This window comes from Methylobacterium nonmethylotrophicum (assembly GCF_004745635.1).
GTDB lineage: Bacteria > Pseudomonadota > Alphaproteobacteria > Rhizobiales > Beijerinckiaceae > Methylobacterium > Methylobacterium nonmethylotrophicum.
Genome location: NZ_SRLB01000007.1, coordinates 157,448 through 173,310, shown reverse-complemented (window position 1 = coordinate 173,310; position 15,863 = coordinate 157,448). Strand labels below are relative to the sequence as shown.

General features: G+C 71.3%; 12 protein-coding genes and 1 tRNA gene. 7 read left to right on the top strand and 6 right to left on the bottom strand.

Annotated elements, in window-relative coordinates; genetic code table 11:
* Positions 1–78 precede the first annotated feature (78 nt).
* On the bottom strand, positions 79–1,440 hold the full coding sequence (locus tag EU555_RS11380) for a serine hydrolase domain-containing protein (RefSeq protein WP_135414756.1): 1,362 nt from the start codon (positions 1,438–1,440) through the stop codon (positions 79–81).
* Between the two features lie 84 nt (positions 1,441–1,524).
* Complete coding sequence (locus tag EU555_RS11375; RefSeq protein ID WP_135414755.1) at positions 1,525–2,775, bottom strand: GNAT family N-acetyltransferase; 1,251 nt, start codon at positions 2,773–2,775, stop codon at positions 1,525–1,527.
* A gap of 122 nt (positions 2,776–2,897) precedes the next feature.
* On the opposite strand from EU555_RS11375, the gene EU555_RS11370 reads away from it, so the two are divergent.
* A complete protein-coding gene (locus EU555_RS11370) occupies positions 2,898–3,275 on the top strand; it encodes a hypothetical protein (protein WP_245524249.1) in 378 nt (125 codons plus the stop codon).
* A 6-nt stretch (positions 3,276–3,281) separates the two neighbouring features.
* Here the strand turns inward: EU555_RS11370 and EU555_RS11365 are convergent, their stop codons facing one another.
* Positions 3,282–4,670 carry a polysaccharide biosynthesis/export family protein gene (locus tag EU555_RS11365; RefSeq protein ID WP_167858515.1) on the bottom strand — a complete coding sequence of 463 codons (1,389 nt, stop codon included), beginning with the start codon at positions 4,668–4,670 and terminating at the stop codon, positions 3,282–3,284.
* A 296-nt stretch (positions 4,671–4,966) separates the two neighbouring features.
* On the opposite strand from EU555_RS11365, the gene EU555_RS11360 reads away from it, so the two are divergent.
* The 3 genes from EU555_RS11360 (at position 4,967) to EU555_RS11350 (ending at position 7,674) form a co-directional block, all read left to right on the top strand.
* Positions 4,967–5,755: an exopolysaccharide biosynthesis polyprenyl glycosylphosphotransferase gene (locus EU555_RS11360; protein WP_135414753.1), complete on the top strand. Its 789-nt coding sequence runs from the start codon at positions 4,967–4,969 to the stop codon at positions 5,753–5,755.
* A gap of 303 nt (positions 5,756–6,058) precedes the next feature.
* Positions 6,059–7,255 carry a glycosyltransferase family 2 protein gene (locus EU555_RS11355; RefSeq protein WP_135414752.1) on the top strand — a complete coding sequence of 399 codons (1,197 nt, stop codon included), beginning with the start codon at positions 6,059–6,061 and terminating at the stop codon, positions 7,253–7,255.
* A 206-nt stretch (positions 7,256–7,461) separates the two neighbouring features.
* Positions 7,462–7,674, top strand: coding sequence for a DUF2934 domain-containing protein (locus EU555_RS11350; RefSeq protein ID WP_135414751.1), 213 nt, complete (start codon positions 7,462–7,464; stop codon positions 7,672–7,674).
* A gap of 26 nt (positions 7,675–7,700) precedes the next feature.
* Here the strand turns inward: EU555_RS11350 and EU555_RS11345 are convergent, their stop codons facing one another.
* Positions 7,701–8,954, bottom strand: coding sequence for a M23 family metallopeptidase (locus EU555_RS11345; RefSeq protein ID WP_245524248.1), 1,254 nt, complete (start codon positions 8,952–8,954; stop codon positions 7,701–7,703).
* A 349-nt stretch (positions 8,955–9,303) separates the two neighbouring features.
* Positions 9,304–9,768: a thioredoxin-dependent thiol peroxidase gene (gene bcp, locus EU555_RS11340; protein ID WP_135414750.1), complete on the bottom strand. Its 465-nt coding sequence runs from the start codon at positions 9,766–9,768 to the stop codon at positions 9,304–9,306.
* Positions 9,769–10,025: 257 nt separating this feature from the next.
* Here bcp and EU555_RS11335 point away from each other — a divergent pair, with 257 nt between their 5' ends.
* From EU555_RS11335 to EU555_RS11325, 3 genes are all read left to right on the top strand, one after another.
* Entirely contained in the window at positions 10,026–13,463 is a 3,438-nt protein-coding gene (locus tag EU555_RS11335; protein WP_135414875.1) for a YhdP family protein, read from the top strand.
* A gap of 63 nt (positions 13,464–13,526) precedes the next feature.
* Positions 13,527–13,601, top strand: a tRNA-Gly gene (locus tag EU555_RS11330).
* Between the two features lie 150 nt (positions 13,602–13,751).
* Positions 13,752–14,279, top strand: a complete 528-nt coding sequence (locus EU555_RS11325) for a hypothetical protein (protein WP_245524247.1) — start codon at positions 13,752–13,754, stop codon at positions 14,277–14,279.
* Between the two features lie 394 nt (positions 14,280–14,673).
* Here EU555_RS11325 and EU555_RS11320 read toward each other — a convergent pair whose 3' ends face one another.
* Positions 14,674–15,681: a hypothetical protein gene (locus EU555_RS11320; RefSeq protein ID WP_135414749.1), complete on the bottom strand. Its 1,008-nt coding sequence runs from the start codon at positions 15,679–15,681 to the stop codon at positions 14,674–14,676.
* Between the last annotated feature and the right edge of the window lie 182 nt (positions 15,682–15,863).

Here is a 15,863-nt window from a genome sequence, read left to right as displayed (position 1 = left end):
CGGACGGGGCGCATCCTCGGGTGCCGAATTCCGCGAGTCCAGGGGCGCGGACGCATGCCCGCCCGCGCCCCGGCCCGCTCAATCGGCGATGGCGCCGTAGACGAGCTGCTTGATCTCGCGCCGGTAATAGGCCCGGCTCGGGCCCGGCGCCTGGGTCATCATCACCACCGCCAGGTCCTCCTTGGGATCGACCCAGAAGAACGTGCCGGCATAGCCCGCCCACATGAATTCGCCCTTCGAGCCCGGCACGCCGGCGACGCCCGCCTCCTTGCGCACCATGAAGCCGAGGCCGAAGGTGTAGCCGGGCACGCCCATCAGCAGCTCGCCGGGGCTGACCACCGGCTTGATCCGGTCGCCGAGATGGTCGGCGGTCATCAGCTCGACGGTCGTGCGGCTGAGCACCCGGGCCCCGTCGAGGCTGCCGCCGTCGAGGAGCGCCTGGGCGAAGCGCAGGTAGTCGCCGGCCGTGCCGTAGCCGCCGGCGCCGCCGGAATCGTTCTTCGGTGCCGCGCCGTCGATGAGCCGGTTCGGCGCGCCGGTGGCGGGGTCGGTCGGCAGCGCCTGAGCAATCCGGCCGGCCTTGTCGGCCGGCACCGAGAAGCCGGTCTCGGTCATCCTGAGCGGCCGGAAGACACGCTCAGCCAGGTAGTCGCCGAGGCGCTGGCCGGAGGCCTTCTCGACGACGCGGCCGAGCACGTCGACCGCGAGGCTGTACTGCCAGACCGTGCCGGGCTGGTAGGCGAGCGGCGCCGCGGCGATCCGCGTCGTGAATTCCTCCGGCGTCAGGTCGGTGGTGTTGTAGTCGAAATCGGGCTTGAACAGGCCGGCCTTGGTGTAGGCCGCCTTCACCGCCGGGTTGGTGGTGATCTCGCCGTAGGCGAGCCCGGCGGAGTGGCGGAGAAGATCCTGCACGGTGGGCGCGCGCTCGGCCGGCACGAGGTCGGGAGAGGCTTCGCCCAGCACGTTCGGGCGGCTTGCCGCCACCTTCAGGTCCTTGAACTCCGGCAGGTATTTCGACACCGGGTCGGTGAGCTGGATGCGGCCGTCCTCGACCAGCGTCATGGCGCCGACCGAGGCGAGCGGCTTCGTCATCGAGTAGATGCGGAAGATCGCGTCCTTGGTGAGCGGTGCGCCGGACGCCTTGTCGCGGAAGCCGACGCTCTCGGCGTAAGCGAGGCGGCCGCGCCGGGCGATCATCACCACGGCGCCGGGCAGGCGCCCGGCCGCCACCTCCTCCTCCAGCACCCGCTTGATGCGGCCGAGGCGCTCGGCGGAGAGCCCGACCTCCTCCGGCCGGGCCGGCGCCAAGGCCTCGCCGCTGCGCGGCCGCAGGGCCTGGTCCGCCAGGGCCGGCGTGGCGAGCACCACGGCCGCCGCCCCGATGCAGCCCAGCATGAACCGGCGGGACGCGCGCCCGCGCCCTTCCTCGCTCCTCGACATGACGGTCTCGCTCCCGAACCGGAGCCTCTGGCGGGCCCCGTGCGCGAAGCGTAGCCGCCCGGGCGGTGCCGCGCTACGGCGCTGTCAGTCCTCGCCCCTGACATCCTCTTCTTTGCCGTTCTCGCCCTTGCGGAACGGCGTCGCCGCGTCGAGGGCTTCCGCCGCCGCCTCGACGTGGCGCGCCTCGCGGGCGAGGTAGTCGGCGATCGCCGCGCGCAAGGACGGATCGGCGATATCATGGGCCGAATGGGTGATCACCGGCCGGTAGCCCCGGGCGAGCTTGTGCTCCCCTTGCGCGCCGGCCTCGACCCGGGCGAGCCCGCGGGTGATCGCGAAGTCGATCGCCTGGTAGTAGCAGACCTCGAAGTGAAGGAACGGGTGGTCCTCGATGCAGCCCCAGTTGCGGCCGTAGAGGGCCCGGTCGCCGATCAGGTTGATGGCGCCGGCGACGTATTTGCCCTCGCGCCGGGCCATCACCAGCAGGATGCGCTCCGGCATCCGCTCGCCGATGAGCGAGAAGAAGCGGCGGTTGAGGTAGGGCCGGCCCCACTTGCGCGAGCCGGTATCCATGTAGAAGCGGTAGAACGCGTCCCAGTGCGCTTCCGTGAGGTCCGAGCCGGTGACCCACTCGATGGTGAGCCCGGCCGCCAGCGCGTCGCGGCGCTCGCGCTTGATCGCCTTGCGCTTGCGCGAGGCAAGCGCCCCGAGGAAATCGTCGAAGGTACTGTAGCCGGCATTGTCCCAGTGGAACTGCTGGTCGACCCGGCGCAGGAAGCCGAGATCGCCGGCCCGCTCGGCTTCCGTCTCGGGCAGGAACGTGGCGTGGATCGAGGAGGCCTTGACCTGCTGGCGCAGCGCCCGCAGGCCCGCGACGAGCGCGGCGGTGGCCTCGTCGGGATCCTCGCCCGGGGCGATCAGAAAGCGCGGGCCGGTGACGGGCGTGAACGGCACGCTGATCTGCAGCTTCGGGTAGTAGCGGCCGCCGGCGCGCTCGAAGGCGTCGGCCCAGCCGTAATCGAACACGTACTCGCCCTGCGAGTGGGATTTCAGGTAGCAGGGCACGTAGCCGATCACGCGGCCGTCCCGCTCGACCGCGACATGCAGCGGCAGCCAGCCGGTGCGGCCGCCAACGCAAGCGGAATCCTCGAGCGCCGACAGGAAGGCGTGGCTGACGAAGGGGTTGTGGCTCTCGGCCGCCCCCGCCAGCGATTCGGCCGAGAGGGCGCAGCGATCCCAGTCCGCCGCCGCGACCTCGGAGATGCTCTGGACGACGCGGACCTGCAAGGTGCCCGCCGCCGGGGTGGCGCCGCACCCTGCTTCGCCGGTATTCTCCATGAGGCCTGGAGTTAGGTCGCGGGCCGGGGCTCGGCAATGCGGCGCGGCCTCGCAGGGTGCGCAAACGCGTGCCGCGCGGCGGCGCGGAACCGTTGGGCCGTTTTGCCGCTTTGTTTCCCATCATGATCAGCCACGACACCACCCGCGCCCGCCCGCCCGCCACGGCGCAAGACCCTGCTCAAGGATCCCCGAACCCGCTGGCCGCGGCCTGGGACGCCCGGATCGCCCGGCTGCTCGAACTCCTGCCGCGACGGGTCGGGGACGCGGTCACCTGGCTGCGGGCGCCGTCGCGGCGCTGGGTCCGGATCCCGGCCGCGCTCCTGCTGATCGTCGGCGGCTTCCTGGCGATCCTGCCGGTCTTCGGCCTGTGGATGCTCCCCTTGGGCCTCGCCCTCCTCAGCGAGGACATCCCCGGCATGAAGCCGTCGCTCGAGCGAGCGGCGCGCTGGCTCGAGGCGAAATGGACGCGCGTCGTCGCGTGGTGGCGCGGCCGCGGTTGAGCGCCCTCAGTTCAACGACGTCATCGCCCCCGTCCGCGGCGAGGCCGGCCAGGACACCGCCGGCAGGTCGGCGTTCGGCAGCTCGACGCTGACGGCGTCGCCCGGCAACAGGGGCGTGCCCTCCTCGGCGCCCACCTCTTGCGTCCCCGCACCGCCCTGGCGGGTGATGCGGTAGGTCGGCTTCGCGCGGCGGGCCTGGGCGCGGTCGCCGAGGTAGCGCGGGGCCGAGACCTCGGCCTCCAGGATCAGCCGCTCGGCCGTCTCCATCCGGGGCTTCAGCTGCTCGAGCTGACGCTGGGTGTCGCGCAGCTCCCCCGTGACCTCGGTGGCGCGCCGGCTGCGCAGCTCGAGGATCGCGAGGTCGGTGCGCGAGATCGCCTCGCGGGCGCGCAGGAGCTCGGTGGTGGTGCGCAGCTTCTCGCTTTCCATCTGGGCCATCGCGCGGCCGGCCGCGATGGTCCGCTGCTGCGTGGCGAGGCCGCGTTCGGCGAGCTGCTCGTTGCTGCGGATCTCGGTGGCGATCAGCTTGATCTGGGTGTCGATGGTGGCGAGCTGGCCGTTCAGGGCGTCGATCTGCTGGCGCAGGAACCGCTTCAGGTCCTCGATCGCGTCGACCTGGGTCGCGAGCGCCTTGCGGCGCGCCTCGAAGATCGAGGTCTCGCGGTCGATGAGCGCCAGAAGGCCGGGATCCGGGCGGGCGGCCAGCTCCTTCGGGTAGTCCACCTTCGGCTTGTCGTCGCGCTCGGCGGCGAGGCGCACGAGGCGGATGGTCAGCTGCTCGCGCTCCTTGTGCAGGCCGGCGAGGTCGCCCCGCGCCGTGATCGCGTCGCGCTCGAGGCGCAGGAGGCCGCCATCGGCGATGCGCGGCGGTCCGCCCGCCAGCGCCACCGCCTTGGCTACGGTCAGCCCCGGCCGGAAGGCGTATTCGCCGGGCTTGTCGACGCTGCCGCTGATGTAGAACGGGCGGTACTGGGCGATCTCGACCGCGGTGTCGGGGGCGTCCGCCAGCTCCATGCGGTCGCGCAGGCGCCGGGCCACCAGCCGGCCGACCTCGCGGGTCGGCAGCCCGGCCACCGGGATGTCGCCGACGATCGGCAGCGACAGCGTGCCGTCCGCCCCGATGGTGAACTCGTCGTTGAGCGCCGTCCAGGCGAAGATCTCGTCGCGGCTCGCCCGCCACTCGAACACCCGGAGCCGGATGCGGTCGAGGGGCCCGAGGGCGTAGCCCGCGAGGCTGCCCGCGGCGGCCGCGGCGACGCCCGGACCGGCCGCGGCCGGACCCGGCGGCCCGCCCGCGGCACCCGCCGGCAGGCCCGCCAGCACGGCCGGCAGGGACAGCGCGCCGAGGACGAGGCCGCGGCGGAGGGAGGCGGGAAGACGGGAGCGTGCGCGCATGCGGGTCAGGCCTTCTCGTCCCGGCAGGCTCGACGCCGGACATCGCCGAGGGTTGGCCGAACCTCGACCGCCCCGACGCCCGGCGCAGCCTCCCAATAAGCGGTAGGCAGGCCTGGGTGCCCGGCCCCGGCCCACCCGGCGCACCGGTCGCTTCGTGTCTTCTGGTGTAATAGTCATTCTCCGAAGGGAGTAATTCAAGATGAAGCGACGTATGTCGGCCTGATATTGTGGTGAAATTGACCTGATGGTCGCGCCTCTGCCTATCGTTAACCACTCGTTAACGGTGGAGACGGCGCATGGCTCGTGGAGCACGACCGCAATTCCGCGCGGGCGGCGATGATGGGATCGGGAGGGGTGGGCTCGACGCTGGCGGGCTTTCCGGCGGCAGCCTCGCCCTGCTTTTCGCCCCGGGCCTGCCGACCCTGGCGCCCGCGGGCGAGGCGGTCGCGGGAACGGCCGCCCGGGCGTTCGTCACGAGCATGCCGCGGCGCGGGATGGGCCCCGCGCTCAAGCGCGCCCTCGACATCGCCGGAGCGACGGCCGGCCTCCTGCTGCTGCTGCCGCTCCTCCTCGCCATCGCGGTCTTGATCAAGTGGGATTCTCCCGGGCCGGTGCTGTTTCGCCAGAGCCGCATCGGGCTCGGCAACCGGCCGTTCCGGGTCTGGAAGTTTCGCACCATGACCTGCTGCGAGAACGGCGCGGTGGTCCGGCAGGCCCGGCGCGACGACCCGCGGGTGACCCGCATCGGCCGCATCCTGCGCCGCACCAGCCTCGACGAGCTGCCGCAGCTCGTGAACGTGCTCCTCGGCTCGATGTCCCTCGTCGGGCCGCGGCCGCACGCCGTGGCGCATGACGCGCAGTTCTCGGGGGTTGTCGCCCGCTACGCCGAGCGGCACGCGGTGCGCCCCGGCATCACCGGCTGGGCGCAGGTGCGCGGCTGCCGGGGCGAGACGCCGAACGCCGCGGCGATGCAGCGCCGCGTCGACCTCGACCTCGCCTACATCGCGCATTGGTCGCTGCTCCTCGACCTCGTCATCCTGGCGCTGACGCTGCGCGAGGTTTTTCGCTCGCAGGCCGCGTACTGAGAGCCTGTTTGACCCACCTGGCAAATTTATCCCATCCTCAACCTCATCCTGAGGTGTCGGCGATCGGAGATCGCGCACGATTGAAGATCGAGTGACCTCGAAGGAGGCCTCCAGCAATCTCTGTGATATCTGGAACACTCCTTCGAGGCTCCTTTCAGTCGCACCTCAGGATGAGGTCGTAGATGGGATGGATCAATTCTGTCTGATATCCTTGTCGGCAGTCAAACAGGCTCTGAGACCCTTTCCCTTCCGTCTCGTGCCCCGGCCGTGCCCCCGCGCGGCCGGGCGAGGATTTCGCCGCCCATGACCCTGATCGATTTCCTGCTCTGCGCCCTGGCGCTCGCCGGTGCGGTTCCGGTCCTCGTCCTCGCGGCAGAGGTGCTCGCTTCGCTGCCGCCCGTGCGGCCGGGGCCGCTGCCGGCCCGGCGCCCGTCCCTGGCGGTGCTGGTCCCGGCCCATGACGAGGCCGGCCTGATCGCCGGCACGGTGACGGCCCTGCGCACCGGCCTCCGCGATGGCGACCGCCTTCTGGTGGTGGCCGACAATTGCCGCGACGCCACCGCCGCCGAGGCCCGCGCCGCCGGGGCCGAGGTGGTGGAGCGCCACGATCCGGTGCGGCGCGGTAAGGGCTATGCCCTCGACCACGGGCTCCGCCACCTCGCCCGCACCGGCCTGCCCGAGGCCCTGGTGGTGGTGGATGCCGACTGCACCCTGGCGCCCGCCAGCCTCGACCGGATCGCTCGCGTGAGCGCCGCCCTCGACGCGCCGGTGCAGGCCGCCTACCACCTCGCCTCGCCGCCGCAGGCCTCCTCGTCCTTGCGCCTCGCGACCTTCGCGACGGAGATCAAGCAGATCGGCCGCCCCCTCGGGGCCAGCCGGCTCGGCTGGCCCTGCGGCCTCTCCGGCACCGGCTTCGCGGTGCCGGCGCGGCTCCTCGGCACGAACGGGCTGGCGAGCGGGCACCTCGCCGAGGACCTCAAGCTCGGCCTCGACCTGGCGCTCGCCGGCCATCCGCCCCGCTTCTGTCCGGAAGCGGAGGTGGACAGCATCCTGCCCGCCGGAGCCGCGGCGCGGCACGCCCAGCAGACCCGCTGGGAGCACGGCCACGTCTCGCTGATCCTGCCCTATGCCGGCGCCCTGACCGGCGCCGCCCTGCGTCGCGGCGATCCCCGGCTCCTCGCCCTCGCCCTCGACCTCTGCGTGCTGCCCCTGGTGACGCTCGGCCTCGTGCAGGCCGGGCTCCTGGCGGCGGCGCTCGCGTGGTGGACCCTCGGGGGCGGAGCGGCGCCCCTGCTCGTCACCGGCGCGAGCCTGGCCCTCCTCGTCGTCACCTTCGGTCTGGCGGTCGGGCGCTGGGGACGCGGCATCCTCGGCTGGCGCGACCTGCGGGCCTTGCCGGGCCTCGTCGCCGGCAAGGCCGGCATCCTGGCGCGCCTCGCCCTGGGCCGGCCGGCCCAATGGGTGCGGACCGAGCGGGCGGGGGAGGGGCCATCGGCCTGACGGTCGTCATCGCGGGTTCCGTTCCGCGGCCCCGGGACGACCGGCGGCCTCGGGCCCGCCCGGTCCAGACCAACACATGTTACCGTCGAGGCGCGAACGGCCGCCCGCCCGGCCGTTCCGTCGCGACAGTGATACCAACCCACGGTATAGGGGCCCCGTGAAGCCGGCCGCCCGGCACGGGATCCGGCGTGGAAGAGGTATCGGAGATGCGTGAGATTCCCCTGGCGGCGATCCGGGCCCGCGCCTACGACCTGTGGGAGCGCAATCACCGCCCGGACGGGTTCGAGATCGAGTTCTGGCTCCTGGCCGAGCGCGAATTGCGGGCCGAGCAGGAGAACGGGCGCGACGCCGCGGCGGCGGAGAGATCGGCCAGGATGACGAGCAACGGGCGCGCCGCCGCCGAAACGGCCACCGGATAACGCCGCCGGCCGGGGCGGGCGCCGGGTCAGCGTGCCGCCAGCCTCGCCCCCGCCCGGAGGAACCGCTGCGGATCGACCGGCTCGCCGTCGATGCGGGTCTCGTAGTGCAGGTGCGTGCCGGTGGAGCGGCCGGTCGAGCCGACCCGGCCGACCATCTGGCCTGCCGTCACCGCTTGGCCCGGCACCACCAGGATCTGCGAGAGATGGGCGTAGCGGGTGACGAGGCCGTGGCCGTGATCGACCTCGACCATGTTGCCGTAGCCGCCCGCGTAATCGGCCTGCGTCACCGTTCCGGCGGCGGTCGCCCGCGCCGGGGCGCCGTACTCGGACTTCAGGTCGATGCCGGTGTGGAGGGCGAGCCCACGGGTGAAGGGATCGGCCCGGTAGCCGAAGGTGCTCGACAGGCCGGCATCGACGACGGTCGGCCGCCGCAGCGGCAGCGCGCCGACGATCCGCCGCAGGGTGTCGCGCTCGCCGAGATCGTGCTGCGCCTGGAGGATCGCGGTCTCGAACGGACCCGAGCCGGCCGGCACCAGCGGGCCGCCGACGCCGCCGGTCCGGGAGGCGGGTGCGAAGCGCCGGGCATCGAGCCCGGTCTCGGCCATCACCACGCGCAGGCGCGCCGCCTCGCTCCGGCCCCGGGCGGCGAGGCGGCCGACCACCAGGCTCTGGCGCGCCTCGAACCCGTCGAGGGCGTGCTCCAGCATCGTCATCCGGGTGGAGACGCCGGGGGCCGGGGCGGGCGCGACCTCGTCGGCCTGCGTGCGCAGGCCGAGCGCCTCGGGCGTGGGGGTCGGCGCCGGCTTGGCCTCGCGCCCCGGCCAGGTGCCGGGAAGCGGTGCGCCGCCGCCGTCGTCGCCCGCCAGGGCCGCGGCCCCGCCGGCCTGCTCGGCGAGGCCCAGCAGCATCGCCTGCCGGCTCTCGAGCGCGACCTGGCGCCCGGCGAGATCGGCCAGCCGCGTCTCGACCCCGTCCTGCTCGAGGAGCTTCTGGGTCGCGACCCGGTCGAGCCGGGCCCGCAGGGCGCTGATGCGCTCCTCGTAGGCGTATTGCATCGCGCCCTGGCGCTCCATGAACCGGGCCAGGGCCTCGTCCCGGAAGACGATGAACCAGGTCGCCGCACTGGCCCACACCGCCAGGGCCCCGAAGACCAGGGCGGCGAGCGCCAGGGTCCGGCGCCCCACCACCCACACCCGATCCGGTCCGCCGGGCGGGCGGGCCGGGGCCAGGAGCGGGGCCAGAAACGGGGCGACGAGGGACGAGAGGCGGGAAGGGAGCATCGAGACGGTCCGGTAACCTGACCGGGACCGTCGCGGGTTAAGGTTAAGGATGTTTCAAGATCGTCGGAAGAACGATGTCCCGCAACGGTGTCGATCCGCTGTCGCCCGGCAGGGGGTGGGCAGTGGATCCACCGCGCCACGAAGTCTCCGTGAGATCCTGGTTCTCGCTCGGGCCGACAACCCGCGATCGATGACCGCGGGCGTGTCTTCGACCGGGCGAACGGCCTCCCGGTCTCATCCTGCATCGCCGGCATCGAGGGGGTGCGGGTTGCGGGCGCGGGCCCGGAACGACGGGGCGGGGGCGGAAATTCCGTCGCGCCGATCGATCACGATGACGCGACGTCCCGCGTCACAAGGCCCGGGCCGCCTCCAGCACCGCGTCGGCGTGACCCGGCACCTTCACCTTCTGCCAGACCTTGGCGATCGTGCCGTCGCGGTCGATCAGGAAGGTCGTGCGTTCGACGCCCATGTACTTCTTCCCGTACATGCTCTTCTCGGCCCAGACGCCATAGGCCTCGAGCATCGCCTTGGTCTCGTCGGAGGCCAGGGGAAAGTCGAGGCCGTACTTCTCCCGGAACTTGTCGTGGCTCTTCATCGGGTCGGGCGAGACGCCGATCACCGCCGTGTCGGCCTCCGCGAAGGCCTGCCTCAGCCCGTTGAAGGCCTGGGCCTCCAGCGTGCAGCCGCTGGTGTCGTCCTTGGGGTAGAAGTACAGCACGGCCTTGCGGCCCTTCAGGCCGGACAGGCTCACGGTCTCGCCGCCGGTCGCCGGCAGGGAGAAATCGGGGGCAGGGTCACCCGGGTTCAGCGCCATCGTGCCTTCCTTTCGGCCGATTGATGGTGTGCCTCTCCAGAGAGGCGCTCGTGGCGCCGCGGCGGGCGTGGAACCGACCCGGCGCGCGGCCCGACGAATTAGCGGCAGGACGTTACCCTCTGGTCACCGGACCGGGCAATCATTGGCAGGGGTCTCAGCACCCGGAGCGTGACCGTCACGCCCGGGCGGGCCCCGAACGGCGGCGCGCCGGGAGCAGCGACGGGCGAGTGACGACAGGCCGAGTGACCACGACGGGCATGGATCACGCCACCGAGCCGGGGCCCGCCGCGCCGGGCCCGGCCGCGTGCGCGGCGCCGATCAAGGCGGCGCACCGCTCGCTGCTGCGGACCTGCCTCCGCGGCGTGCTGGTGCTCAAGCTCGTGGCCGTCCTGCTCCTGGGCTTGAGCCTCGGCCTCGGCTACCTGCGCCTGGCGAGCGGGCCGGTGAGCTTCGCCTGGCTCGAGCCCCGGGTGGCCGCCGGCATCGCCGAGCGGCTCGGGCCCGGCTGGAGCGCGAGCCTGCACGACAGCGCCATCGAGATCGACCGCGACGGGGCGCTGGCCCTGCGCACCACCGGTCTCGACATCCGCAACCCGGAGGGCGACCTCGTGGTGCGGGCGCCCCTCGCGGTGGTCGCCATCGACCTGTGGTCGCTCTTCGGCCTGTCGGTCCAGGCCCGCTCGGTCGAGTTCCGCGACCTGCAATTGCGGGCGCTCCTGCACCACGACGGCTCGATCGCCTTCGCGGCCTCGGGCGACCCTGCGGAAGCCAAGCCCCACACCCCGCCGGTGGTGGTGGCGGCCCGCGGCACGGTCTCCCCGGTCTCCGCCACGGTGGCGTCGATCCTGAGCCTCGTCCTCGATCCGGCCGGGGTGATCGGCAGCCTCGACCGCGCCCGCCTGACCAATGCCCGCCTGACGCTCCTCGACGAATCCGGCGCCGAGCGCGTGGTGTTTCCGCGGGTCGACGGGCTGTTCAACCGCGACGCGACGCGGCCGGCGCGGGTGTTCGAGGTGCGCATCGTCGGCCCGCACGGCCCCTGGCGCTTCGGCGGCGACGTCGAGCAGGCCCCGGACGGCGGCCGCCACGGCGTGCTCACCCTCGACGACCTGCCGGCGACCGACCTCATGCTGCTCTCCGGCCAGTCGCGCCTGCCGCTCACCACCGACCTCAAGCTCTCCGGCCGCGCCCAGGTGGCGATGCACGGCGCGCGCCTCGACGGGATGACGCTCCGCCTCGTCACCAGCGAGGGCAACCTCCTGATCGAGGAGAAGGACTTCAACCCGGTGACGATCGAGGCGGTGACGGTCGACGCCGCCTGGGACGAGGCCCGCCGGGCGCTGAAGGTCGATGCCCTCGACTATCGCGGCGCCGGCAACCGGGTGCGCCTCGCCGGCGAGTGGGCGGCGGGGCCGGACGGGGCCGGGTCGGGCTGGACCGCGACCTTGTCGGGCAGCGACGCGACCTTGCGCGGCGCGGCGCCCGGCGACGCCGCCGTCAGGATCGCCAAGGTCGACGCGAAGCTCTCGGGCCGCGACGACGGCGTGCAGATCGACAGCCTCGCGCTCGCGGGCGACGGGGTGCGCGGCACGATCAGCGGCACGCTCGGCACCCGCGCCGACGACGGCGGCCTGACCCTGCGCATCACCGCCGAGCGCACCGACGGGCGCGCCGCCCTGCGGCTCTGGCCCGAGAACGTCGCCCCGCCGATCCGCACCTACCTCGTCGACAACCTCAAGGCCGGGCGCCTCGACAGCCTCGACATCCTGGTCGACATGAGCATGGCCGAGTTCGCCGCCGCGACCCGGGGCGAGCCGATGCCCGACCAGGCGGTGCGGATCGCCTTCGCGGTGAGCGAGGGCGGCCTCGTGATCTCCCCCGACGCGCCGCCGCTCTCCCGCGCTCGGGTCGCCGGGCTCGTCACCGGCCGCAACACGACGATCCGGGGCGCCAATGCCGAGATCCGCATGCCGGACGGCCGGGCGCTCGGCCTCCAGGACGGCTCCTTCGTCATCAAGGACGCGGTGCCGCACAACGTCAGCGCCCAGATCGGGCTGCGCCTCGTGGGTGGTGCCGACGCGCTGGCCTCGCTGCTCCAGACCCGGCTCTTCCGCCCGCTCACCGGCACCGAGCTCGACCCCGCGACCCTGCGCGGCCAGGCCGACCTGCGCGTCGACTTCCCCCTCTCCCTCGAGGCGGTGCCCGACATCGCCGACTTAGCCGTGACCCTGTCGGGCAGCCTCACCGACATCACGGCCGAGCGCCTCGTCGGCAAGGACAGGCTCGAGAACGGCCGCTTCGCGGTCGCCTACGACCGGAACGGCTTCAGCCTGAAGGGCGACGGACGCCTCGCCGGCGCGCCACTGACCGTCGACCTGCACCAGGCCAAGGCCGGCACGCCCGGCGAGGCGGTGGTGACGCTCGCCCTCGACGACGCGGTGCGCGCCCGCAAGGGCCTGCCGGCGGCTCCCCAGCTCGCCGGGCCGGTGACCACGCGCTTCACCGTGCCGGTCGGCCGCCCGGGCAAGAACCCGATCCGGGTCGAGGCCGACCTCGCCCGGGCGAGCATCGACGGGCTCCTGCCGGGCTGGACCAAGGCCGCCGGCAAGCCGGGCCGCCTGTCCTTCGCACTCACCGATACCGGCCAGGGCAGCGAGCTGCGCGACATCGTGCTCGAATCCGGCCCGGTGCAGCTGCGCGGCAGCGCGACTGTCGGAGCCGAGGGCACCCTCGAGCGGGCCGACCTCACGAGCCTCAAGCTCTCTCCCGGCGACGACATCCGCGCCCAGGTGGAGAGGAGCGGCGCCGGCTACCGCGTCAGCGCGAGAGGCGGCGTCGCCGATGCGCGGCCGTTCCTGCGCGCGCTCACCGCGCCGCCCCGCAAAGGCGGCAGGGAGGCGCCGGCCCGCGACGTCGAGGCCGACCTCAGCTTCGCGATCCTGACCGGCTTCAACGAGGAAGCCCTGACCAATGCCAGCCTGAAGCTGTCCCTGCGCGGCGACGACCTGCGCCAGGCCCGGATCCAGGGCCGCCTGCGCTCTGCCGGGGTGAGCCTCGAGGTCTCGAAGGCGGAGCGCGGCAGCCCGCCGGTGCTCAACGCCGAGACCAGCGACGCCGGCGCGGCGTTGCGCTTCCTCGACATCTACAAGCGCATGCAGGGCGGCTTCCTGTCGCTGCAGATGACGATGAATGACGGGCCGCAATCGGGCCTCCTGCAGGTGCGCTCCTTCGCGCTGCGCAACGAGCCCGCGCTCGGCCGGATCATGGCCCAGGGCGACACCGAGGACCGCCGCAGCGACGCCAACGACGTCGGCTTCGACCGCCTGCGCGCCGCCTTCCAGCGCGCCGGCACCCGCATCGCCTTCACGGACGCCGCGATCTCCGGCCCGGCGATGGGCTTCACGCTGGGTGGCTGGATCGACACCGGCAAGGACCGCACCGACGTGTCGGGCACCTTCGTGCCGCTCTACGGCCTCAACAACGTGGTGTCGCAGGTGCCGATCTTCGGCCCGCTCCTGGGCGGGGGCCACAACGAGGGCCTGTTCGGCATCAACTTCCGGGTCGCCGGCGCGATGAGCACCCCCAACATCAGCGTCAACCCGCTCTCGGCGATCGCCCCGGGCTTCCTGCGCAAGCTCTTCGGCGCCGGCGGCGGCGACCCCAACGCGACGCAATCCCAGCGCATCGAGCGCTGACGCTCCGAGCGCGGCTTTTCGGGGTGGACAGCGCCGGAGCGACCCCGTATGACGATCACCGCCGCGGGCGTAGTTCAGTGGTAGAACGTCAGCTTCCCAAGCTGAATGTCGTCGGTTCGATCCCGATCGCCCGCTCCAATCGCCTCATGCACTTAGCTGGGGTCCGTGGTATCCCGAAAACGAGGGATACCACGGGGATACCACCGTCAGGTCATCCTTCCGCGTCCAGGGGCACTCGGTTAACCGGGGCGTAGCCGCGATGCGCGCCAGCAGGTGACGGAGGCGGACGTGCTTCAGGTGATCAATGTCTCGCGGGGTGCCTTCCGGCTCTGGGTCGTGCTGACCGGACTGTGGCTCGCGCTCGTGGGATTCTTCGCCTGGGACGAGGTCACCAGGACGACGCGTGGCCATTACCAGTACGCGGCCGAGCTCAAGGAAAAAGTGGACCCGTGGGAGGCATACCAGAACAAGAGGCCAATCGCCGAGCTGTTCAAGAAGCCGTCCGAGACCAAGTGGGCGGCGAGCTTCTCCAAGATCGAATACCAGTACCAAGCGGGCTACGACGCCGCCGTGAAGGAAGGCAGCCAAGTCGTGGTCGACTTTCCCGACGGCAGCACGCTCAACCTCTACACGGCCTTCGCCAAGCCCGAGCAGGAGCTCGTCGGCCGCTGGTTCTGGGAGAACCGCTGGCAGCGCCGGCTTGACGCCTTGAGCCAGCAGGGGCCGCTGCTCGCGATCGCCCTCGTCCCGCCGCTGTTGCTTTTGGCAGTGTGGTTCGTCGGTCGGTGGGTGCTCGCGGGGTTCCGCCGGGCGTAGCCCTTACGGACCCCGATTCGAGGGCGATCTTCCCCGAATGCGGGATGGCAAGCCCCTCGTCACGCACCGGCGAGGGGGGAGCGGAGGACGCTCTGGCACGCCTCGACAACGCCATGCGGTTGGGTGACAGCCGGAGAGACGGCACCACTACCGCCGGGACCCCGGGCGTGGGAGAGCCGGCGCCATCGGGCCTACGGACACGGTCCCCTCGGACGAGTGGTAGGGTATCCCCCAAGAGCTTCGCCCTGAGGCCGCAGGGCCGGACGGCCCCTTTGGGACTTGCTCTCGTTTCAGGGGTTGGCCGCAAGGGGAGGCTGCGGCCGCCCGCGCCGCCTGATCCGCCCGCTCAGAAAGCGAATCCCCCCGGGCACGCCCGGGGGGATTCGCGACGGCTTCAGGAAAGCCCGATCAGCGAGCCCAACGCCATTGCGTACGGGGCCAACGTCTTCCCCGCCTCCACAACCGTCCCAAGGTGGCCCGCGTATTCAATGACCTTGCCGATCTTGACTGGAGTCGGATCGGCCTTGGCCGCATTGACGTGTTCCAAGGCAGTCGATTTTTGCTCGGCATTAAGCTCGGAGCCATGAACAGCTGCTTCGAGCCGTGCAAGTTCTCCCTGTACTTGTTCAATCTTCTGAGGGCTCAGGACTTGAACGTTCGTCGTTCCGTAGTTTGTTGCCGCTCCATCTCCAACAGCAACGGCGCCACCTTGCACACTGCCAATGTTGAATTGATTCTTGACCATCGTGACATTTCCTCCGCCGCTAAATAAGTCTGGCGTGCCTGCATCCAAGCGTTTGAACTTGGTGTATATGGGTGTCTGTATGGCATTTGCCTGCATGCTCTGCCTGAGCATTGAACCTTCGGCCTCTGCCTCGTATATTTCAAGCGCATAAGCTTCATATGTAGGACTATGCGCTGCCTGGCGGACGATGTGTCCCAGGAGATGCTGGCTGACTTCCGGATCCGTCTCAGTCGTGATCCATTCCATCACCCAGGGCTCGAACACATCGACGAAGGAATGCGCCAGCCCTTGAGCCAGGCCCTTGCGCGCCTCGGCGGCAGGATCATCAATCCCCAGGCGAATTATCTCCCAATGCGGCTGGTGATCGGTTGCCTCCATAGCTAGCAACTGGAACATCCAGGCTCTGACATTATCAGGCTGGCCCTCAATATCCTGAAGCGGCACGCCCAAATGAGCTAAACCAAGCTTGTCGTTCTCGGTAATAGCCCAAACGGTATACTGAGAGACGATCGGGTCTTCATGCCGTCCCAGTGCTCGCACCATCTCGCCGTCGCTATGACGCGGATTGAGCAGATTCTCGGGCGACCGGCCAAGACCGACGACGAGAAGGGCAAGCCTTAATACATCTGGCGTAGCACCATCGACATCGATAGGCAATGATCCAAGATCCAAGTCTCGTGCTGGCACATGTTGCAGTGCTGCCAAAGTTCGCATTTGTGGATCGAAATTTAGTCGCTTCAGAACATCATTTGCCTTATCTCGCCTGCAGAGCTTGTAGACAGCGGCAATGCCAGATGCGACTGTTTGTGGCTCGCCTGGATGCCTGTCTAGTAGGTAAA